The organism is Bradyrhizobium sp. 153, from assembly GCF_023073835.1.
Lineage (GTDB): Bacteria > Pseudomonadota > Alphaproteobacteria > Rhizobiales > Xanthobacteraceae > Bradyrhizobium.
Genome location: NZ_JADPKH010000118.1, coordinates 26,099 through 45,964, shown reverse-complemented (window position 1 = coordinate 45,964; position 19,866 = coordinate 26,099). Strand labels below are relative to the sequence as shown.

21 protein-coding genes and 1 pseudogene are annotated in these 19,866 nt (G+C 62.2%); 14 read left to right on the top strand and 8 right to left on the bottom strand.

What is annotated here, in order from left to right; translation table 11 throughout:
- Positions 1 to 369, bottom strand: a pseudogene (locus IVA91_RS27405) (ABC transporter substrate-binding protein); the annotation flags it as partial.
- A gap of 742 nt (positions 370 to 1,111) precedes the next feature.
- Here IVA91_RS27405 and IVA91_RS27400 point away from each other — a divergent pair.
- The 3 genes from IVA91_RS27400 (at position 1,112) to IVA91_RS27390 (ending at position 2,396) form a co-directional block, all read left to right on the top strand.
- Complete coding sequence (locus IVA91_RS27400) at positions 1,112 to 1,495, top strand: response regulator (protein ID WP_247459528.1); 384 nt, start codon at positions 1,112 to 1,114, stop codon at positions 1,493 to 1,495.
- A 48-nt stretch (positions 1,496 to 1,543) separates the two neighbouring features.
- On the top strand, positions 1,544 to 1,843 hold the full coding sequence (locus tag IVA91_RS27395) for a DUF1330 domain-containing protein (RefSeq protein WP_247459526.1): 300 nt from the start codon (positions 1,544 to 1,546) through the stop codon (positions 1,841 to 1,843).
- Between the two features lie 97 nt (positions 1,844 to 1,940).
- On the top strand, positions 1,941 to 2,396 hold the full coding sequence (locus tag IVA91_RS27390; RefSeq protein WP_247459524.1) for a hypothetical protein: 456 nt from the start codon (positions 1,941 to 1,943) through the stop codon (positions 2,394 to 2,396).
- Positions 2,397 to 2,605: 209 nt separating this feature from the next.
- Here the strand turns inward: IVA91_RS27390 and IVA91_RS27385 are convergent, their stop codons facing one another.
- Positions 2,606 to 3,112: a DUF1080 domain-containing protein gene (locus IVA91_RS27385; protein ID WP_247459536.1), complete on the bottom strand. Its 507-nt coding sequence runs from the start codon at positions 3,110 to 3,112 to the stop codon at positions 2,606 to 2,608.
- Between the two features lie 538 nt (positions 3,113 to 3,650).
- On the opposite strand from IVA91_RS27385, the gene IVA91_RS27380 reads away from it, so the two are divergent.
- From IVA91_RS27380 to IVA91_RS27365, 4 genes are all read left to right on the top strand, one after another.
- Positions 3,651 to 4,844 carry an MBL fold metallo-hydrolase gene (locus IVA91_RS27380; RefSeq protein WP_247459522.1) on the top strand — a complete coding sequence of 398 codons (1,194 nt, stop codon included), beginning with the start codon at positions 3,651 to 3,653 and terminating at the stop codon, positions 4,842 to 4,844.
- 223 nt (positions 4,845 to 5,067) lie between these two features.
- The gene (locus IVA91_RS27375; protein WP_247459520.1) at positions 5,068 to 5,385 is read left to right on the top strand and encodes a hypothetical protein; all 318 of its coding nucleotides are present in this window, start codon (positions 5,068 to 5,070) and stop codon (positions 5,383 to 5,385) included.
- Positions 5,277 to 6,044 carry an ABC transporter substrate-binding protein gene (locus IVA91_RS27370; protein ID WP_247459519.1) on the top strand — a complete coding sequence of 256 codons (768 nt, stop codon included), beginning with the start codon at positions 5,277 to 5,279 and terminating at the stop codon, positions 6,042 to 6,044. The genes IVA91_RS27375 and IVA91_RS27370 overlap by 109 nt, the downstream gene beginning before the upstream one ends.
- A 151-nt stretch (positions 6,045 to 6,195) precedes the next feature.
- On the top strand, positions 6,196 to 6,453 hold the full coding sequence (locus IVA91_RS27365) for a hypothetical protein (protein WP_247459517.1): 258 nt from the start codon (positions 6,196 to 6,198) through the stop codon (positions 6,451 to 6,453).
- 191 nt (positions 6,454 to 6,644) lie between these two features.
- On the opposite strand, the gene IVA91_RS27360 is transcribed toward IVA91_RS27365, so the two are convergent.
- The 6 genes from IVA91_RS27360 to IVA91_RS27335 form a co-directional block, all read right to left on the bottom strand.
- Complete coding sequence (locus IVA91_RS27360) at positions 6,645 to 7,022, bottom strand: NUDIX hydrolase (RefSeq protein WP_247459515.1); 378 nt, start codon at positions 7,020 to 7,022, stop codon at positions 6,645 to 6,647.
- Between the two features lie 3 nt (positions 7,023 to 7,025).
- Positions 7,026 to 7,865, bottom strand: coding sequence for an endonuclease/exonuclease/phosphatase family protein (locus tag IVA91_RS27355; protein WP_247459534.1), 840 nt, complete (start codon positions 7,863 to 7,865; stop codon positions 7,026 to 7,028).
- Entirely contained in the window at positions 7,865 to 8,674 is an 810-nt protein-coding gene (locus IVA91_RS27350; protein ID WP_247279409.1) for a carbohydrate ABC transporter permease, read from the bottom strand. Before IVA91_RS27350 ends, IVA91_RS27355 begins: the two co-directional genes overlap by 1 nt.
- Positions 8,671 to 9,591: a sugar ABC transporter permease gene (locus IVA91_RS27345; protein ID WP_247459532.1), complete on the bottom strand. Its 921-nt coding sequence runs from the start codon at positions 9,589 to 9,591 to the stop codon at positions 8,671 to 8,673. The genes IVA91_RS27350 and IVA91_RS27345 overlap by 4 nt, the downstream gene beginning before the upstream one ends.
- 57 nt (positions 9,592 to 9,648) lie before the next feature.
- Positions 9,649 to 10,902 (bottom strand): ABC transporter substrate-binding protein, encoded by a 1,254-nt coding sequence (locus IVA91_RS27340; protein WP_247459530.1) that lies wholly within the window; start codon positions 10,900 to 10,902, stop codon positions 9,649 to 9,651.
- 63 nt (positions 10,903 to 10,965) lie between these two features.
- Complete coding sequence (locus IVA91_RS27335) at positions 10,966 to 11,985, bottom strand: ABC transporter ATP-binding protein (protein WP_247459513.1); 1,020 nt, start codon at positions 11,983 to 11,985, stop codon at positions 10,966 to 10,968.
- A 222-nt stretch (positions 11,986 to 12,207) separates the two neighbouring features.
- On the opposite strand from IVA91_RS27335, the gene IVA91_RS27330 reads away from it, so the two are divergent.
- The 7 genes from IVA91_RS27330 to IVA91_RS27300 all read left to right on the top strand — a co-directional run bounded on the left by IVA91_RS27330 (position 12,208) and on the right by IVA91_RS27300 (position 19,866).
- A complete protein-coding gene (locus IVA91_RS27330; RefSeq protein WP_247459510.1) occupies positions 12,208 to 13,011 on the top strand; it encodes a DeoR/GlpR family DNA-binding transcription regulator in 804 nt (267 codons plus the stop codon).
- Between the two features lie 182 nt (positions 13,012 to 13,193).
- Positions 13,194 to 14,588, top strand: a complete 1,395-nt coding sequence (locus IVA91_RS27325; RefSeq protein ID WP_247459508.1) for a sugar ABC transporter substrate-binding protein — start codon at positions 13,194 to 13,196, stop codon at positions 14,586 to 14,588.
- Positions 14,589 to 14,591: 3 nt separating this feature from the next.
- On the top strand, positions 14,592 to 15,527 hold the full coding sequence (locus IVA91_RS27320; RefSeq protein WP_247459506.1) for a sugar ABC transporter permease: 936 nt from the start codon (positions 14,592 to 14,594) through the stop codon (positions 15,525 to 15,527).
- Entirely contained in the window at positions 15,524 to 16,363 is an 840-nt protein-coding gene (locus tag IVA91_RS27315) for a carbohydrate ABC transporter permease (protein ID WP_063684287.1), read from the top strand. The genes IVA91_RS27320 and IVA91_RS27315 overlap by 4 nt, the downstream gene beginning before the upstream one ends.
- Positions 16,360 to 17,412, top strand: coding sequence for an ABC transporter ATP-binding protein (locus IVA91_RS27310; protein WP_247459504.1), 1,053 nt, complete (start codon positions 16,360 to 16,362; stop codon positions 17,410 to 17,412). The genes IVA91_RS27315 and IVA91_RS27310 overlap by 4 nt, the downstream gene beginning before the upstream one ends.
- Positions 17,413 to 17,416: 4 nt before the next feature.
- A complete protein-coding gene (locus IVA91_RS27305) occupies positions 17,417 to 18,190 on the top strand; it encodes a GntR family transcriptional regulator (protein WP_247459502.1) in 774 nt (257 codons plus the stop codon).
- Between the two features lie 32 nt (positions 18,191 to 18,222).
- The gene (locus IVA91_RS27300; protein WP_063684290.1) at positions 18,223 to 19,866 is read left to right on the top strand and encodes an arylsulfatase; all 1,644 of its coding nucleotides are present in this window, start codon (positions 18,223 to 18,225) and stop codon (positions 19,864 to 19,866) included.

Sequence of the window (19,866 nt, the reverse complement as noted above, 5' to 3'; positions counted from 1 at the left end):
CTGCTGGCGCGAGTTCAGGCCGAACGGTACCGAGCAATAGAGTGCGAAGGTCGGATCCTTGCCGATGAAATAATAGGCGGCGGTGTGGCACATTTCGACCGTTGCGTTGCTTACCGCATCGACCGCCTGCAAAGCAGGCACGATCTCGCCGCCTGCGAAGGGCTGAATCTGAAACTTGTTGTCGGTAGCTTCTGCAACATATTTCGCGATCGTCTCTGATGCACTGAAAGGCACATCCAGTGACTTCGGCCAACTCGTGGTGCAGCGCCACTTCAGTTCAGGCATCGACTGAGCGATGGCTGGCGCAACAACGGCGGCAGACGCGGCGAGGCCAGCGCCTGCCGTACTTAGAAATTGACGACGTTTCATGGCGTTTTCCCCTGTGGATGATTGCGCATTGAATAAAACCGCGGCCCGCGGCCATTTCGACGGCAGTGCTTCTCCGGGGATCAATTTTTTATGCGGGCCTTCTTGGACGAACCCGGCACATATCAATTATATCAGACATTGGGATGCGCGGGAGATACGGACATCCGCCACCTGCGAGTCCAAATAGGACCGGATGGATTGGGAAGCGGTCATGCTGCGTTGCGGCAGTCTTGCGCCGACGAACCCCGCAAGCTCGGACTGAGACGAGCGCCAGCGTTGCGGCCCTGGACCTTCGCTTGCCATCTCGCCTGACGACGCAAGCCGAAGTGGTGGCGTCGTTTATATTGCGTCGCTTCGCGCCGTCAGTGGTTCGCAAGTTCGCGGTCCCGGTTGCGGGCAAGCTGAATCAGCGAGATCGGTCGAATGCCGAGCCCGTAGAGCGTCATCCCTCCGCCGTAGGACATTGCCGCCGGTAAATCGCTCCGGGCTATTTTACCGCCGTCGCACTCCGGCGCGGCCTCCTAGGGCCGCCCCGGCGATAGAGCGCACACGCGGCGATCTATGGCCGTTTGAGGTCCGCCTCGCTCAGCGCCAAATCGGCGAGCCGCGATACCGTGACGCCAGGCGCGCCGTTCTCGCTCACCACCGGCCTGCGCTGCCGGGCGTACGCTTGGCGAAAGAGCTGGTACGAGCCCCCGGCGTATTCGCCTAGTCCATGGTTGTGCTTAAGCGGGGGAGCAACGTGGCAGAGAAGCCGGTGATATTGGTCGTCGAGGAGGATAGCGACATACAGCGCATCGTCGAAGATGCTCTGACCGATGCAGGCTTTGAGCCCGCCGTCGCGGCCTCCGGTGAAGAAGCGTTCACGCTGCTCAAGGGTCGCGTGGGCCGCTATCGCGCGCTCGTTCTCGACATCAATTTGAGGGGCAGGATGAGCGGTTGGATCACCGGGCGGCAAGCCCGAGAAATCGATCCGGCATTTCCCATCATCTACATCACAGCAGGGGCCGGTCACGAGTGGCCCTCGCAGGGCGTGCCGAACAGCATCATTTTGCAGAAGCAGTTCGCACCTGCCCAACTCGTCACTGCTGTTTCGCAGCTTCTCAATGGGACGCCGCCAACATAGCCCGATCGTGATAGGCTCCTGGCGGGACAACCATGCCGGAGAGCGGCCATGCCGAAGGCTTACTTGATCGCTGAGCACGTCATCACGGAGCCCGCCGTATTCGAGGAGTACCGGGCCAAGGTCGGGCCGATGATCGAAAAATATGGCGGACGGTATCTGACAAAGGGCGGCGCACATCTATTGCCCGAAGGCGGCCATTGGGAGCCGGATCGGGTTGTCATCATCGAATTCCCGGATAAGCAATCGCTCGACGCTTGGTATAACTCGCCTGAGTATCAGCCGCTCATAAAGCTACGCAAAGAGAGCACGAGTGATCTCGATATGCTGATCACGCTCGAAGGCGTCTAACAAGACCCGCTGCCGCCGGGAAGCGTTCGAATCGTGAGCAAGGGCACTCAGCAAGTAAACAGCGCAACGGCGCCTGCCGGGCCGCATCACCGCCACAGTGGCCATGATGCCTAACGCTGGCGACGATCGGGGCTCGGTCGCTGATGTTTTCGCCAACGTCTATAATCAATGCATCGAGCTGATGGCCGGAAGGGCTGCCCAAGCCATGTTGCTCAGCGACCGCGATCCTGAGCCGCCCACCGATGATCTGCTGCAGGCGCGAGAGCTGGCCCTGCTATTCTGCAAGAGCGAGGAGGCGATCGAAACGTTCATCGCGCATTGCGATGTCGCCGCCCGTGATTTGTTGTTGCCCTACGGCGATGTCGTGATTGTGCTGTCCACCGTCCTGCGCATCAAGCGCACGCTGGACGGCGCCGAGATTGATCGAATCATCTGGGACGTGGAGACGCGCAAGGCGCTGGGGGCTGAGCATCGGCGCCGCGCCGAGTGGCGCGAGGCCGAGCTGGCGGCCGATCGCTTTCGTGCCTCATGTGATGACGCAACCGGGTCCTGATCTAAACCAGACCGGATGCGGTAATCGGCGACACCGAGGATCAGACGGCACGGCGGAGGTAACCGGCCTGATGATCGCGAATGGCCCCGGCGTCTGATAGCGTTGGGGCCATTTCTTTTTCGGTCGTGCGTGTGGCGCAGACGTTAGCTTTTGGGTGCGACATAGGTTCGACGCGGGCAAGCCCGCCAGCGTCGCTCCTTAGCGCGGCGTTACAAGGGCTGGATTTGCACCCTGCGAAACTTGATCGTTCCCGCGCCGTGTTGTAGCGCAATCCAGCCTTCATCGAACATTCCGTTCCGCAGTTCGGCCGTTTTCTTTTCGTTGAGCACGACGGTGATGTCGCGTCCCTTTGCCGTGATCTCGAACGTATTCCAATTGCCGCCGGCTTTGGGCATCTGGTTGACCTCGACGTAACGTGTGATCGCGCCAGTGCCGTAACTCGGATCGGGGCGCTCATCAAAGATATTTGCTTCGTAACAGGTCCGGTCGGTGATCTTCTTGGCGTCGAGGCAGCGGAAATAAACGCCGCTGTTTGCATCCTCGCTGGACCAAAATTCGACGTGTAGCACGAAGTCCTTGTACGGCTTCTTGCTGACGAGATAACCAGCCTCTTTGCCGTCCATCTTGTCGGCAATCACCACGCCGTCCTCCAGATGCCAATTGGAAGCGCCGACCTGATCCCATTGTTCGAGGTCTTTGCCATCGAAGAGCGTGATCCAGACCGCTTCCCGGGCTTTAACCTGCGGTAGCGCCTGACTCGCGGCGAAACCCGAGGCGACGAGTGCAAGTGCGACTGCAAAGAAGGTCGCAACGTCTTTGGCATGATCATCTCCTCCTGGTTGTCTGCCGGTTGTCTCTCCGGGAGCTCGTCTGACGATAGGCCCTCGCGCAAATTCTGGCTATTCAACGAAGATAGGAGAGGCATCGATGGACGGAGGCTCCACATGACGAAGTTGGCGATGCGCTCATTGCCTTCGCATGAGGTGCCATTTGGGGCGACGAGGCGCTAACTGTGCGACCGCAGTCGTGGACGCGCTGCGCTAAGAGATGACCCGACCAAGGGCATGCTGGCTGCCGAGGGCGGCCTTTGACCCCTAACGGACTCCGCCCACCGGCAATTTTGCTTGACGTAGCTTCAAGTTGGTAGAACTGTTTCCAAGTTAAGACGCCCGACCCTGCGGAATGAAATACGTCCGAGCGGTCCCGCGCCTTCTGTTTATGGCCCACGTTTGTTGGCAGGAATGGGAGGTGGCAATGGCAGTCGAATACATTTCACCTTCGATTTCGCGATCTCATGCAAGCCCTTCTCAACGGCAGTTCTTCTGCGATGAGATTGGGCGACGGGAATTTGTCTGCGGCGGAGGCGCCGGCATCCTGAGTGCAATACTTGCCACGCTCCTTGCTGGCTCGAAACCGGCTAGAGCCCAGGCCGTCACTGGATCAGTTCCTGAGCTTGACCACATAGCGGTTCGGATCGTGATCGATAGCTATCAGTTCGCTGTCGCTCCAAGCAGGAAGCTGCCTAATGTTGATATCCAGCATTTTGGCTGGGGTCTCAGCGACAAGCCGCCGGGCAGAACGTTGGTCAGTGAATTCGGCCTTGCGATGCAGGTCGAGTCACGACGCGGCAACGAGACGCGCAATATCCTGGTCGATTTCGGGTTCACGCCGGAAGCACTTCTCAACAATACCGGCCTGCTTGGCATTGATCCCGCAGCAATCGACGCCCTTGTGCTCAGCCACGGGCACCAGGATCACTTCGGCGGTCTCGTCGGTTTCCTGCAGGCGCAAAGCGGCAAGCTGAAGCGCAAACTGCCGCTATTTGTCGGCGGCGAAGGATGCTTTTGCGCGCGACAATGGACTGCACCTCCGGTGCGCGGCAACTTCGGCGTGATCGATCGCAAAGCGCTCGAGCAGGTCGACGTCGCCGTAACCTCCACCGAGAGACCCGCTCTGGTTGCCGATCACGCCTTGACCACGGGGCAGATCGGCCAGAAAAGCTTCGAGAAGGTGCTATCACCGAGCGCGATGACCATTGGTTTCGACCGAGGCGTCGGCTGTTATCCCGAGCGCCTCAGCGAGGCGGAACGCAGTGCGTCCGTCGTGCCGGATCAATTTCAGCACGAAATCGCCACCGCATTCAATCTGAAAGGACGCGGGCTTGTCGTTCTGACATCGTGCAGCCATCGCGGCGTGGTCAATGCGATCAGGCAAGCTCAAGCCGCCTCCGGCGTGGAAAAAATTCATGCTGTGATCGGGGGCTTTCATCTCGCGCCTTATCAGGAGGACTACGTTCGGGACACGGTCAAGGCGCTCCAAGAGATCGATCCGACTTATGTGGTTCCGCTGCATTGTACGGGCGAACCCTTCTACGAAATCGCGCGTGCTGCGATGCCGGCGAAAGTCCTTCGCGCGTACACCGGCACTCGCTTGGTTTTCGAGGCGTGACCGGAGCCTCGCGATTACGTAAATGTCCGTTAGTGGCCCTTCTGCGAAGTGTCCGGACGCCTCTTCGAGGTCCGGTGAGTGGGGGTATAGCGGACTAGATTTGCTCACGTTGAGTTCTTCGCATTTTGACCCGTTTCAGACATCGGACCTTGTCAGCGCCTGAGTGAGAGCCATGGATAGTTGCCCCAGCATCTGCGCTGCGATAGGCATCAGCAGGGTTAACATGAGACGACGTGATTTCATTGCCGGCCTTGGCGCCGCAGCGTTGCCTTTGCCAGCGTGTGCTCAATCGAAGAACGATCGTATCGCCCGCATCGCCTATTTGGGCGTTGGGAGCCCGGGCGCCTTCGATCCTCGGCAGATCGAAGGGTTCAAACAAGGTCTGCTCGAGAATGGCCTTGTAGAGGGCAGAACGATCGAGGTTGATTACCTGTGGGGCGAAGGCGATCCAAACCGCATCAAACAACTGGCAGCAGATCTCGGACAACGCGATCTCGATGTCATCATCACTGCCGGCTGGAGACGACACTTGCGCTCATAGCCACAGGAACCAAAACGTCCGTTGTATTTGCAATCATCAGTGATCCGATTGGGACGGGAGTTGTTAAGAGCCTCAGCCGACCCGGCGGTAATGTCACCGGTTTGGCGATGTCTGGCACAGATTTGGAAGCCAAACGCGTGGAAGTGCTGAAAGAGGCTGTACCAGCAACGACGAGGATCATGGTCCTGCATGACCCGAAGGTAGGGCAGGCCGGAGTGGCTGAGGTACAGGCGACTGCGCGTGCGCTCAAGCTTGACCCGCTGATTGTACAGGCCGCTGATCCCAATGAATTTGACGGTGCATTCGCGCACGCGAAGGAACAGGGCGCTGATGCACTTGTAACTATGGCATCTCCGTTCCTGAACTATAATCGCAAGCGACTGATCGAGTTGGCCGGACGCTATCGATTAGCATCGATTTGGTTTGGTGCCGCCTTTGTCAGAGAGGGAGGGCTGCTATCGTATGGTCCGAGCTTTCCGGATATGTACCGCCGGTCGGCCGGTTACGTAGCAAAAATTATAAGGGGCGCGAAGCCCGCCGACATCCCGGTTGAACAACCTGTAAAGTTTGAGATGGTAATAAATCTCAAGACCTCAAAGGCGCTCGGGCTCGAAATCCCAGCGATGCTGATCGCTCGCGCCGATGAGGTGGTCGAATAGCAGGTCACGTCCGCAATTGCCGCTGCCACTGCGACGCCAGCTTTTGACCTAACCCGGACATCGTTTGCGGGCAGTTTGATCGTTTGCATACACAGCATGGAACTGAAGCGGGACCAGCCTGTTGGTTCGATCAGCCAAGCGGAGTCTCGCAATGCGGATCATTCTGATAGCGGCGGTTGGCTGGGCGTTGTCGTGCGGATTTGCGACAGCACAGACCGATCCCAAGGACACGGCAACTGAACGCTCGGCACCGGAAGAAAAAGGTCAATTGCAGCCGCAAGGTTGGACCGGACCGATTGACACGAAATCGGGTGGCGCGCCGCCGGAAAGCCCGCAAGGTCAAAGCCCACCGGGAATGCAGGCAGCGCCGGACGGATCAACCAAAGTGGTGACCGAGCCACGGAAGTAAGTCGAGAGGTCGAGTCAGGGTTCGCCTGGGATGAGCTGACCCATACGTCTGCCTGTGGCCCTTCTGGGACATGCGGGACCGGCCGAACGTCCGGTCTGCGCCAAGAGCGGGCTTCCCCTGACCTGAGGCGTGGGCTCACCAAGCTCCGGCCGTTCTGCATACGGAGATGCGTTATAATTCACCGGCGCGATTTATTTCGGAAACAGCTTGTCTCGAATGTAACGCGAGGTTGGCGTCAACTTGAGCCCGCGCGGTTTACGCCAAGCCGCCCTGTCGATCTCCCTCTTGTCGCCGATCTTCAATGGACCTGAAACTTTCCTGCTCAGGAAGATTGCGTCGCTCATTTTTCGGCCGGACCTTCGGTTCTTGCCGTTGACTTCCTTCCACAGCCTCAACTCGCCAAGCCTGAGCTTGGGCAGCTCCTCCATGATCTCGCGATGGAGGCAGTTTCTCTCACTCTCGCCGGCCCGCCTGCGGCCGCCCGGAAACATCCAGCGCTTGTCGCGCCGCCGCCTGACCAGGAGCACCCTGCCCTTCCTTGCCACGACAAGCTTTGATGACTTCGCCATGCGCTAGTCCGCCAGCTCGATTCCGAGGGGTTGGTGGTCGGACGCATCGGTTGCTGCGTTGACCTCGATGCTGCGCACGCGACTGACCAGATCCTCCGTGACGAAGATGAAGTCGCGACAGTCCGGCCCGTCGGCCCATTGCGCGCGATCAAAGATGCCGCATGTCGGCGCCCGCGGGCGACCCGGACGATTGGCGGTCCACGCATCCCGATAATTCAAGCCAGGCCTGCTGGCGCGGTCGATCAGGGCGTGCTGCGGATCGGCGACGTCGAAATTGAAATCGCCGCACATCAGGCTCGACGCCGCGACGGTCTGGCTCCCATATGGCTCATCGTGCCGGGAGCTGGCCTGCCTGGGGCTCTCCGACGCGTCTTGTTGCAGATCCAGCAGCCGCGTGATCTGCGCGTGACGCTGATCGGCCGAATGAAACTCAAGATGCGTGTTGACGATGCGGATCGCGCCAAATGAGGCCTGAAGCGTCACCTCCAGGGCGTGACGGCGCATGCTGCGCATCCCACCTGCGCCCGGAAACGGCAGGAGGTGATTGGCGATCTGCAGCACCGGCAACCGCGACAGCGTCATGTTGCCGAAACAGTGGATCCTGCCCGCACGATCCATCGTCTCGATCGCCGGCCGGAATATCGCGGAGTAGCCGGGCAGCAAGGCTGCGAGCTGAGCGCTCTGATCCGCGCCATCGCCAAATCTCGAAAAATTGGCGCTCACCTCCTGGAAGCAGAACACGTCCGCATCGAGCGACTGCCTGGCGACGGCAACGATCCTGGAGAGATCGGTGACTCCGTCGCACCCCTTGCCGCACTGTATGTTCCAGGTGAGAAGCCGCATTACCGGATACCCGCGCGCATGAATGATTGAACGAACTGCCGCTGGAACAGCAGGAACGCGATCAACAGCGGCGCCATCGTCATCACGGTCGCGGCCGTGATCACTGACCAGTCCACACCGGTCTCGGGCGCGCCGAAAACGGCGAGCCCCACCGTGAGCGGCCGCGCTTCCACCGAATTCGTGACGATCAGCGGCCACAGGAAGTTGTTCCAGTGATAACTGACGGAGACGAGACCGAACGCGATGTAGGTGGGCCGGGCCAAGGGCACATAGACCCGCCAAAGGATCACGAGCGGGCCTGCTCCCTCGACGCGGGCGGCCTCGACCAGCTCCTGAGGCACGCTCTTGAACGTCTGCCGCAACAGGAAGATACCAAAGGCGCTCGCCAGATATGGCAGCGCGATGGCAGGAATCGTATCGAGCAAACCAAGCTTTGCGATCGCGCGGTAGTTCTCGACGATGAGGACGTCGGGCATGATCATGAGCTGGAGCAGCACGAGGGCAAACGCAATGCCGCTGCCCCTGAATCTGAAGCGCGCAAAGGCATAGGCGGCCAGCGTCGACAGGATGAGTTGGCCGACCAGGATGAACGTCACCAGCACGACCGTGTTGAGGTAGTACCGGCCGAACGGCGCCTGCTTCCAGGCCCGGGCAAAATTCTCCAGCGTCCAGGGCGCGGACAGGCTGAACGACGTGGCATAGGCCGCCGGATGCAGCGCGCTCCAGAAGGCATAGCCCAAGGGGGCGAGCCAGATCAAAGCGAGGAGCCATGCTGCGACGGCCTCGATGGGGTGTGTCCTGCCTCTCATTGGTAGTGGATCCTGCGATCGAGATAGCCGAACTTGAGCAGCGCAATCGCGCTCATCAGCGTCAGAAGCACGACTGTCAGCGTTGCGGCGTAGGAGGAGTCCAGAAACGTGAAGGCGACCTCATAAATGTAATAGAGCAGCAGCGTGCTGGCGTTGTTCGGACCGCCCTTTGTCATGATGACCAGATGGTCCACCAGCTTGAACGAGTTGATGACGGCATTGATGGCCACGAACAGCGTGGTCGGCATCAGCAGCGGGAACGTGATGCGGCGGAACGTGTACCACCGGCTCGCGCCTTCGATGGAGGCGGCCTCATCGAGGTCCGGCGAGAGCTGCTGCAGCGCCGCCAGATAGAAGATCATGAAGAAGCCGGCTTCCTTCCAGATCACCATGACGATCAGGCAGCCCATCACCGTCGAGGGATCACCGAGCCAGTTCCAGCCGCCGAGGCCGAACAGGCCGCGCAGCTGATCGAGCGCACCGTAATCCGGCGTGTAGAAGAACAGCCAGATGTTGGCGACGGCGATCATCGGCAGCACCGTCGGCGTGAAGTAAGCCAGCCGCAGAAATCCGCGGCCGCGCATGTTGCGATTGACCCAGACCGCCATCAGCAGCGCGAGCGCGATCGAGGTCGGGATCGTGCCGAGTGCGAACCAAAAATTGTTGACCAGCGCCTTCCAGAAGATCGGATCGGCCGCCATGGCCCGGTAGCTATCCGTCCCGACGAAGACCTCGCTGCCGTTCCGCTTGGTGATGAACAGCGAATGCCGGATCGTCGCCAGGATCGGCCAGTGCGTGAAGGCAACCAGCAGGACCGCCGCCGGCAACAGCAGCAACCACGCATTCACGGCATTCCACCACGCCTGCGACCGGGCGCGGCGTTCGGAGATTGGCGATGAGGCGGCGAGATCGGTCATCCTGGAGCCGGCGGGATGGCGGCGAACCGCCACCCCGCCACGTCCCTTGCTTTGCGATTACTTGGCGGCGCGCAGCACGCGGTCGGACTGCGCCTGCGCGGCGGCCAGCGCTTCCTGCGGCTTCTGCGAGCCAGTGACCGCGGCCTGCACGGCATCGTTCACGAACTTGTAGATGCGGCCGTTCTCGTGGACGGACAGCTCCGGCACGGCATGCTCGAGCTGATCGCGCGCGACGGTCGCCTGCGGGAAGCCCTTGGCGTAGTCTTCCATCGCCTTGGTCTTGTAGGCGGCCGGCGACACCGCGACGTAGCCGGTCTTCATGCTCCATTCCGCCGCACGCTCGGGCGCCGTCATCCACTGGATGAACTTGACGGCGGCCTTCTGCTGCTCGGCCGAAGCGTTCTTGAAGATGTAGAAGCTGCCGCCGCCGGTCGGCGATCCCCGCCGCTCCTTGGCCGGCAGCATGGCCACGCCGAACTGGAATTTCGCGGCGTCCTTGACCGCCGTCAGATTTCCGGTGGTGTGCCACATCATCGCGGTCTTGCCTTCGAGGAAGTCGGTGCGGAGCGTCGCCCAGTCGATGCTGCCGGTCGGCATGACGTTGTGCTTGCGCGACAGGTCGACCCAGTAGTCGAGCGCGCCGACCGTCTTCGGCGCGGTGAGGTACACCTGGGTGCCGGCCTCGTTCATCATCTTCTGGCCGTTCTCGATGGCGAGCGCCTGCAGCATCCAGTAGCCGTAGCCGGTCGTCGGGATCTCGACGCCCCAACGCGTCGTGTTGGCGCCCTCCTTCTTGACCAGCTTCTTCGACATCTCGACCATTTCGTCCCAGGACGCCGGCGCCTTCTCGGGATCGAGGCCGGCTTCCTTGAAGGCGTCCTTGTTCCAGTACAGCACGATGGTCGAACGCTGGAACGGGATGCTCCAGGTCTTGCCGTCCACCTGGCCGTTGGCCATGAACGCGGGATAGAACTCCTTGAACCAGGCCTTGTCGCCGACGAGGTCGTCAAACGGCACGATCGCGTTTTCGTCCATCAACGTGAACACGTCAGTCGACAGCAGCACCGACAGTTGCGGCGGCTGCCCGCCCTTCATGGCGGTCATCGCCTTGGTCATCGTGTCCGTGTAGTTGCCGGCATAGACTGCCGTTACCTTGACGTCCGGATTGTCCTTCTCGAAACGTGAGACCATGTCGTCGATGATCTTGGTGACGGGACCGCCGACCGCGACCGGATAGTACATGGTCAGATCCACCGCGGCGGCGGGACGTGCTCCCATCGAGAGCACGGCAAGTGCGGCTGCCATCAACATCGTTCGTCGCGCAAACATCTCTCTCTCCCTTTGTAATCCGCCGAGCGCCTGAAGCCACCGTTGCTATCCGGCGGAGGTCGCCAGCCGGCCCTCCCTGGCTGAAGTTTCCAATCGGCGTTCCGTAGCCGGATCGAACCGATGTTCGTGACCGGCCTCCCAGGCCAGGCGGACATCCTCGCCGGGCTGAACCTTGCTGAACCCGTCGAGCCGCACCGAGATCGGCTGACCGTCGATGTCGCAAAGCACGATGCTGTCGGCTCCGAGATGCTCGACGGCCTTGACCCGCGCGGCATGATCGCCACCGGGCACGATGCGGATGTGCTCCGGCCGGATGCCGATCAGATGATCGCCCTGACGCACCAGGTTCATCGGCGGTGTGCCGATGAAACGCGCCGTAAACGCCGTCGCCGGCCTGTTGTAGAGCTCTTCCGGCGAGCCGTTCTGCTCGATACGGCCATCGCGCATCAGGACGACGCGGTCCGCCATCGTCATGGCTTCGGTCTGATCGTGGGTCACGTAGACCATCGTCATGCCAAGGCGCTGCTGCAACGCGCGGATTTCCGTTCGCATCTCGTGCCGCAGCTTGGCGTCCAGGTTGGACAGCGGCTCGTCCATGAGACAGACCCGCGCCTCGGCGATGATGGCGCGTCCCAGCGCGACGCGCTGGCGCTGCCCTCCCGACAATTGCGACGGCTTGCGATCGAGCAGCTGCGCGAGACCAACAATGTCGGCGACGCGACGAAGCCGGGCGTCGCGTTCGGCGCGCGACACCCGCCGCACGCGCAGTCCGAAAATGATGTTCTCGGCCACGCTCAAATGCGGGAACAGCGCATAGGACTGGAAGACCATGGAGATCTTCCGGTCCGCCGGCGACAGGCGGGTCACGTCCACGCCGCCGATGGCGATCGTGCCGGCGTCTGCCTCCTCGAGCCCGGCGATCAGCCGCAACGTGGTCGACTTGCCGCAGCCGGACGGCCCCAGCAGCACCAGCAGCGAGCCCTCGTCCGCCGTCAGACTGATGTCATCGACGGCGCGCATCGCGCCCCACGACTTGGAGACATGATTCAGCGTAATCGCCGACATGGCCGGTTCGCTCTCAGCATGATGCAGCTACGCTGATGGCGGCTCGCTCCAACGGAGCAGCACAGTGCCGGTCAAAGACCAGTCCATGCGTCCTCCCTTGAGCCACGCGCATTCATCGGCGTAGCGACTATTTATGTTCATATGAACACAGTGTGACACCATATGAAACAGAAAATTGCGCCTTGGCCGTTCAAATGATACTTTGCCGCGAACGGAGGGCTCATGGCCAGGAGCGCCACGACACGTCAGGTCCACATACTGGAGATCGTGCGCGAGCAAGGCTTCGCTTCCATCGAGCAGCTTGCGGCGCGTTTCGAGGTGACCCAGCAGACCATCCGCCGCCTTGTGAATGCGCTCTGCGACCAGGGATTGCTTCGGCGCGTTCATGGCGGAGTCAGCCTCCCCGTCCAGAATCAGAACCTCGCCTACAGCAGCAGACACAGGCTGAATGCCGAAGCCAAGCGGCGGATCGCGCATGCGACCGCCAAACTCATTCCCGACGGGACGTCGCTGATGATCGGGCTCGGCACCACGCCCGAATATGTCGCGCAGGCACTTTCCCGTCGACGGGATCTGCGGGTGATCACCAACAGCCTGAACGTGGCCGCAGCCTTCTCGCATAATCCGGATGTTGAGATCACCATCGCCGGCGGCACGCTGCGGCCGCTCGACCGCGATATCATTGGGGAGGCCGCCGTGCATTTCTTCTCGGGATTTCGCGCCGACTTCGGAATCTTCGGCGTCGGCGGCGTCGATGCGGACGGCTCGCTGCTCGACTTCCATGTCGATGAAGTCAAGGCACGCCAATCCATCGCCGCCAACTCACGAACGTCCGTGCTCGTGGCCGACATCACCAAATTCGGGCGCAATGCAACGGTTCGCGGCGGCCACCTCAACGAGTGCCACCATCTCGTTATCGACGACCGATTGCCGGCAGCGTTCGAGCTGAGCGCGCAGCGATATAGCGGCCAGATCCATACGGCCGGCGACGCTCGCGCAGATTTCGAGCTCCTCGGCGACATCTAGCCGGCAACTGCATCTCATCGCTGCTCGGCCCGATCGCGCCTCCCGGAGGCGAGGTCCGCGGTCGTTCCACGCTCCGCGCCAACGGCCGGAGGACACCCAAGTTGTCGCAATTGACTTGTTATAACATTTGGGCAAATGTCCTAACTAACCGGAAGTATAAATCCGGATTTCGGGAGGACAGCATGACGTCATTCAAGCCGACGCGACGAACGCTACTCAAGACCGGAACCGCCGCCGCCGCTTTCGCGACACTTAGCCCGGCCTTTCTCCGGCAAGCTGCCGCGCAGGACGCCGACCTCGCGCCTTACAAATCCGCTCAGATCGACTGGCAGCGGGTTTCCGGCGAGACCATCACGGTCGCCGTGATCCCGGCGAGCTATTTCGAAAACCTCATTGCACTGGCGCCGCAGTTCAAGGCGCTCACCGGCATCGACGTCCGCTTTGAGAAAATTCCGCCGGCGCAGATCCGGCAGAAGAGCGTCATCGACCTGACCTCGAAGACCGGCACCTACGCGACCCATGCCGCCGATCCCATGTATTACGCGCTCTATGCCGCGAACAAATGGGTCGAGCCGCTCGACACTTACCTCGCCGACAGGTCGCTGACCGATCCGGCCTGGTTCAAGCTCGACGACATCATCCCGGCCTGGCGCAGCGCCAACGGCATCGACGGCAAGCTCTATGGCATGCCTTATGACGGTGAAGTCACCATTCAGGTCTATCGCAAGGATCTCTATGACGCGAAAGGCCTGAAGCCGGCCGACACGCTAGAAGCTTACATGTCGAATGCGGCGGCGTTGAACACGCCGAACGATCGTGTCTGGGGTGCAGCGCTGCGCGGCGTCGCCGGTGCCGGCCAGAACATGTACATCTATCCGTCGATCTTCCGCGAGTTCGGCGGCGACTGGATGAAGGGCGGCAAGCTCACCGTCAACGGCCCCGAGGCCGAGGCGGCGCTCGCCTGGTACGTCGACATCATGAAGAAGTACGCGCCGACCGCGGCGGCGAACTGGAACTGGCCGGATATCGCCGACGCCTTCTCGCAAGGCACCGTCGCCAGCTACATCGACGCACACTCGTCGGCTTCGGTCATCAACAATCCCGAGAAGTCCAAAGTGATCGGCAAGGTCGCCTATGCGCGCTGGCCCAAGGGCCCCTCGGGCAAGCGCACCACGTCGATCTGGAACTGGGGCTTCCCGATCAATTCCGCACTGCCGGAGAAGAAGCGCAAGGCGACCTGGCTGTTCATCCAGTGGGCCGCGAGCGCCGAGACCCAGGGGCGCACCGCGCACAAGTTCGCCGGTCCCACCAAACGCTCGGGCGTCAACCGCACCTCGGTATGGAAGGATCCCGACTACATCAAGCTGATGAACGGCTTTGGCGAGAACTTCGTCGAGGCCACGATGGGCGCCCTGCAGGAGGACACCGACGTCGACTGGCGTCCGCGCGTGCCGCAATGGCCGGCGATCGGCGACACCATGGCGACCGCAATCCAGTCGGCCCTCTCCGGCCAGGCCACGGTCAAGGCCGCACTGGACGATGCGCAGCGCCGCATCGAACCGATGATGCGCGGCTGAACCATGGTGACGACAGCGGTGACATCGGCCGGGATCGCGAGCGAGGCGCCTCGCAGCGATTTCGGCCGCGTCCTGACGCAGCGCGAACGCCGGTTTGCAGCGGCCCTGCTTGCACCGGCGTTTCTTGCGCTGCTCGCCACGACGACGTTTCCGCTGCTCTTCCTGGTCTACACCAGCACATTCCGGATGGACCTGGCGATGCCATTCACTAACGGCTTCGTCGGCTTCGAGAACTACCAAGTGCTGCTCTCCGACGAGCGCTTCTGGACCTCGCTGCTGGTGAGCCTGGTCTATACCGGCTCGACCGTCGCGCTGCAGGTCATCATTGGCCTCGCGCTCGCCTTGCTGGTCATGGACATGAAGCGCGGCCAGGGCTGGTTCAGGGTCATCGCCATCCTGCCCGTGGTGCTGTCGCCGGCCGTTGTGGGCATGATCTGGCGTACCTTCATGCTGGCACCAGAATTCGGCATCGTCGATTTCCTCGCCATCAACGCCGGCCTCGGCAGCAAGAACTGGCTCGGCGACCCCACGCTCGCGATGGTCTCGGTGATCGCGATCCATACCTGGCAGTGGACGCCGTTCGCGTTTATGGTGCTGCTGGCCTCGCTGGCCTCCTTGCCCGAGGACATCTACGAGGCCGCGCGGCTCGACCGCGCCTCGGCCTGGCAGCGCTTCCGCCGCATCACCCTGCCCCTGCTGCGCCCGGCGATCGTCATGGTCATCATCATGCGGACCATGGTGGCGCTAACCGCGTTCGCAGCGATCTTCACCGTCACCGCCGGCGGTCCCGGCACCGCGACCGAGATCCTCAATCTCTATGCCTATCGGAAATCCTTCACCGAGCTGTCGATCGGCTACGGTTCAGCGCTCGCGGTCGCGCTCCTGGTCGTGACCATCATCATCTCCGGCATCCTGTTCGCGATGCGGAGGGCGAAATGACCGCCAAGCGCCTCCGCATTATCGCCCTGCTCGCGATTTCCACGGTCTTCCTGCTCGCCTGGGCGTTTCCGATCGTCTGGAGCGTCATGAATTCGCTCAAGACCGATTCCGACGTGCTGGCCTATCCGCCCAAGCTGGTGTTCACGCCGACGTGGGAAGCCTATCGCGACGTGTTGTTCGGCTCGGGATCGATCCTGCCGAACCTGCTCTCCAGCGTCATCATCTCCGTCGGCACCACCGTGGTCACCATGCTGATGGCGGTGCCCGCGGCCTATGCGCTGGCGCGCCTGCGCTTTCGCGGCAAGAAGTTCGCGGGCTTCTACGTGCTGGCCACGCAGATGCTGCCGCCGGTCGGCATCATCATCCCGTACTTTCTGGTGCTGCGGAACATCGGCTGGATCGACACCTATCAGGGCATCATCCTGATCTATCTGTCGTTCTCCCTGCCCTTCGCGATCTGGCTGCTGGTCTCCTATTTCGAGGATATTCCCTTCGAGATGGAGGAAGCCGCCTATCTCGATGGCGCCAGCCGCTTGAAGACATTGTGGCGGATCATCATTCCGCAGGTCCGTGGCGGCATCGCCGTGACGGTCGTGTTCGTGTTTCTCAATGCGTGGAACGAATTTTTGTTCGCCGTCGTACTCAGCGGCAACACGGTGCGGCCGGTCACGGTCGCCATGTTCAATTTCGTCTCCGTCGAGCAGACGCTGTGGGCCAAGCTCGCCGCGGTCTCGGTTCTCGCCATGCTGCCTGTCGTCGTCCTCGGCGTGGTCGCGCAGAAGCATATCGTGAAGGGCCTGACGGTCGGTGCAGTCAAGGGCGGAGGACGCCGATGAGCGGCCAGGGTCAGGTCAGTTTTCGCAACATCGTCAAGATGCACGGCGAGTTCGCCGCGCTGAAGGGCGTCAATTTCGATATCAAGCCGGGTGAGTTCTTCGCCCTGCTCGGCCCGTCCGGCTCGGGCAAGAGCACGACGCTGCGCATCCTCGCAGGCCTCGATGCGCCGACCGCCGGCCGCGTGCTGATCGACGACAAGGACGTCACCTCGACCGATGCGCGGGACCGCGACATCGCCATGGTATTCCAGAGCTACGCGCTCTACCCGCACATGACGGTGGCCGAGAACATCGCCTTTCCGCTGGAGATGGCCAAGCTGCCGAAGTCCGAGATCACGCCCGCCGTGAAGGATGCGGCGCGCAAGGTGAAGATCGACCATTTGCTCGATCGCAAGCCGGGCCAGCTCTCGGGCGGCCAGCAGCAGCGCTGCGCGCTGGCCCGCGCCATCGTGCGCAAGGCGCGCCTGTTCCTGCTCGACGAGCCGCTCTCGAACCTCGATGCAAAGCTGCGGCTGGAAACCCGCGCCGAGTTGAAGAAGCTGCAGCGTTCACTGGGCGTCACCGCGGTCTACGTCACCCACGACCAGGAAGAGGCCATGACGCTTGCGGACCGCATGGCGGTGTTCATGTCGGGCGAGATCCAGCAGGTCGGTACGCCCGCGGAGGTGTTCGCCCGTCCGAACTCGATCGACATTGCCGGCTTCATCGGCAATCCCCCAATGAACCTCGTCCCCGCCCGCTACGTGGATGGCGACGTCATCATCGCGGGCCATCGCCTCAAGACGACGGCCACGACCGCAGGTGAGCGCGACGTGGTGGTCGGGCTTCGGCCCGGCGCCCTCCGCATGGCGGAGGGTGGCCTCGGCGCGCGCGTCGACCTGATCGAGGATCTCGGCGATACCGCCGTGCTCGACCTCGACTGCGCCGGCACCATGATCCGCATGCGCGTCGCCGACGGCAACATTCCTGGCGAGGGCGACACGATCTCGATCACGGCCCGACCGCAAGACATTCATCTGTTCGATCCAGCAACACGCATGCGGCTCTGACACCATGGCTATTCAAACACGCAAGAAGAAGCCCGCGCCGCTCGGCAGCGATGTCGTTGAGGAGGGATCAACGCCCCTGCATATCCAGATCCGTGAATCCATTCGCAGCCAGGTGCGCGACGGCAAGTTGATCGACGAGACTGGCCGCCTGATGACCGAGGCCGAGCTCGGCCGCCATTTCGGCGTCAGCCGCATCACCATCCGCAACGCCATAGCCCCCCTCGTGAACGAAGGCATGTTCGACCGGTCGCGCGGCCGCGGCACCTTCCTGCGCTCGAACCAGCCCGAGAACTGGGTCGGCCACCTCATGGGCTTCTCGGAAACCATCCGCGACGCCGGCTACCAGGCCGGCGCCACGATCCTGCAGCAGGGCATGACCAACCGGCACGATGCCGCCGTTCGCGAGCAGCTGCGCGAACGCGCCGTCTGGCAGCTCCGGCGCTTGCGGCTGGCGGACGACACGCCGATCGCCATCGAGCACGCCTTCTATCCCCCGGATATCGGTCTCGAGCTCGAGAAGCGCGACCTGGTCTCGATCATCATGTACCGCGTCTTCGAGGACGAGCTTGGTCTCGCCATCAAGGACGCCCAGCAGACCATCAGCGCCGACCTCGCCGACGCCGGCAGCGCCAAGCTGCTGGGGGTGAAGGTCGGCTCGCCCCTGCTCTCCATTGAGCGCGTCACCTTCGGCAAGGACGGGCGGGCGCTTGAGCTGCTGCGCGCTGTGTACTTGCCGAAATATTTCCGCCTCAGCATCAGCCTGACGCGCCGCCACTAGCAACGCCACACGTCGAGAACGAGGACACAAACATGCCGAATGGCGCAAAGACCCCCGATAGCCCCAACATCCTGCTCATCCTCAACGACGACATGGGCTTTTCGGACATCGGCTGTTACGGCGGCGAAATCCAGACGCCGAACCTCGACCGCCTCGCGGCGAATGGCTTGCGCTATTCGCAGTTCTACAACACCGCCCGCTGCAGCCCCTCGCGCGCCTCGCTGCTCACCGGCCTGCATCCGCATCAGACCGGCATCGGCATCCTCACCTACAGCAACGGCCCCGAGGGCTACGCCGGCAATCTCAACAAGAGCTGCGTGACGATCGCCGAGGCCCTGAAGAGCAAGAACTACACGTCCTACCTCAGCGGCAAATGGCACATCGCCAGCAGCCTGACGGAGCCGACCGACGCATGGCCGATGCAGCGCGGCTTCGACCACTTCTACGGCACCATCATCGGCGCCGGCTCCTTTTACCATCCCAACACGCTCACCCGCGGCAACGACAATATCGAGCACGAGGCGGTGAAGGATCCCTCGTTCTTCTACACCGATGCGATCAGCGATCAGGCTGCCGCCTTCATCCGCCAGCACAAGGCACAGAAGCCCGACGCGCCATTCTTCCAGTACGTCGCCTATACGGCGCCGCATTGGCCGCTTCATGCCCATGACGAGGACATCGCCAAGTACAAGGGCCGCTTCGATGCGGGCTGGGACAGGCTGCGCGAGGAGCGCCTCAAGCGCCTGGTCGACGACGGCATCATCCATCCGAACTGGCGCCTGACCGATCGCGATCCGACCCAACCGCCGTGGACCGACGCGGAGCAGCGCGAATGGACGCTGCGCTGCATGGAGGTCTACGCGGCCCAGATCGACCGGATGGACCAGGGCATCGGCCGCATCCTGAAGGCGCTGGACGAGACCGGCCAGATGGACAACACGCTGATCATCTTCCTCTCCGACAACGGCGCCTGCGCCGAGGACATTCCGGAAGGCGTCACGGCAAAGGAGCTGGTCGACCAGCTCATGATCGCGCAGGCGAAGACGCGCGACGGCAGACCGGTGCGCTTCGGCAATGACCCGACCCTGATGCCCGGCGCCGAGGACACCTACCAGAGCTACGGCACCGCCTGGGCCAACCTCTCCAACACGCCGTTCCGTCTCTACAAGCACTGGATCCACGAAGGCGGCATCGCAACCCCGTTCATCGTGCACTGGCCGCGCGGCATTTCCGAGAGAGGCGGCCTGCGGCACAATCCGAGCCAGCTCACCGACGTGATGGCAACCATTCTCGACGTCACCGGCGCCACCTATCCCAAGGAGTATAACGGCAACGCCATCCTGCCCTGCGAAGGCGAGAGCCTGGTGCCGTCATTCGCCTCGGCCTATGGCAACCGTGGCCCGCTGTTCTGGGAGCACGAGGGCAATGCGGCCGTCCGCGTCGGCAAGTGGAAGCTGGTGCGGAAGTATCCCGGCCCCTGGGAGCTCTACGACATGGAAACGGACCGAACCGAGATGAACGATCTCGCCGCGCAGCATCCGGATCGCGTCCGCGAGATGACGGCGCAGTATCAGCAATGGGCCAATCGCTGCGGCGTGATCCCCCGCGAGAAGATTCTGGAGTTGATGAAGGCGGAAGGCGGCACAGCCTTCTGGGAGGAAGAGAAGCAGAAATAG

Excerpts from the sequence above, each read along its gene's own strand:
- IVA91_RS27360 (WP_247459515.1), bottom strand. The coding sequence starts at position 7,022 with ATGGCGAAGTCATCAAAGCTTGTCGTGGCAAGGAAGGGCAGGGTGCTC.
- IVA91_RS27380 (WP_247459522.1), top strand. The coding sequence starts at position 3,651 with ATGGCAGTCGAATACATTTCACCTTCGATTTCGCGATCTCATGCAAGC.
- IVA91_RS27355 (WP_247459534.1), bottom strand. The coding sequence starts at position 7,865 with ATGCGGCTTCTCACCTGGAACATACAGTGCGGCAAGGGGTGCGACGGA.
- IVA91_RS27340 (WP_247459530.1), bottom strand. The coding sequence starts at position 10,902 with ATGTTGATGGCAGCCGCACTTGCCGTGCTCTCGATGGGAGCACGTCCC.
- IVA91_RS27395 (WP_247459526.1), top strand. The coding sequence starts at position 1,544 with ATGCCGAAGGCTTACTTGATCGCTGAGCACGTCATCACGGAGCCCGCC.
- IVA91_RS27330 (WP_247459510.1), top strand. The coding sequence starts at position 12,208 with ATGGCCAGGAGCGCCACGACACGTCAGGTCCACATACTGGAGATCGTG.
- IVA91_RS27315 (WP_063684287.1), top strand. The coding sequence starts at position 15,524 with ATGACCGCCAAGCGCCTCCGCATTATCGCCCTGCTCGCGATTTCCACG.
- IVA91_RS27345 (WP_247459532.1), bottom strand. The coding sequence starts at position 9,591 with ATGACCGATCTCGCCGCCTCATCGCCAATCTCCGAACGCCGCGCCCGG.
- IVA91_RS27365 (WP_247459517.1), top strand. The coding sequence starts at position 6,196 with ATGCGGATCATTCTGATAGCGGCGGTTGGCTGGGCGTTGTCGTGCGGA.
- IVA91_RS27300 (WP_063684290.1), top strand. The coding sequence starts at position 18,223 with ATGCCGAATGGCGCAAAGACCCCCGATAGCCCCAACATCCTGCTCATC.
- IVA91_RS27320 (WP_247459506.1), top strand. The coding sequence starts at position 14,592 with ATGGTGACGACAGCGGTGACATCGGCCGGGATCGCGAGCGAGGCGCCT.
- IVA91_RS27350 (WP_247279409.1), bottom strand. The coding sequence starts at position 8,674 with ATGAGAGGCAGGACACACCCCATCGAGGCCGTCGCAGCATGGCTCCTC.
- IVA91_RS27310 (WP_247459504.1), top strand. The coding sequence starts at position 16,360 with ATGAGCGGCCAGGGTCAGGTCAGTTTTCGCAACATCGTCAAGATGCAC.
- IVA91_RS27375 (WP_247459520.1), top strand. The coding sequence starts at position 5,068 with ATGAGACGACGTGATTTCATTGCCGGCCTTGGCGCCGCAGCGTTGCCT.
- IVA91_RS27305 (WP_247459502.1), top strand. The coding sequence starts at position 17,417 with ATGGCTATTCAAACACGCAAGAAGAAGCCCGCGCCGCTCGGCAGCGAT.
- IVA91_RS27335 (WP_247459513.1), bottom strand. The coding sequence starts at position 11,985 with ATGTCGGCGATTACGCTGAATCATGTCTCCAAGTCGTGGGGCGCGATG.
- IVA91_RS27325 (WP_247459508.1), top strand. The coding sequence starts at position 13,194 with ATGACGTCATTCAAGCCGACGCGACGAACGCTACTCAAGACCGGAACC.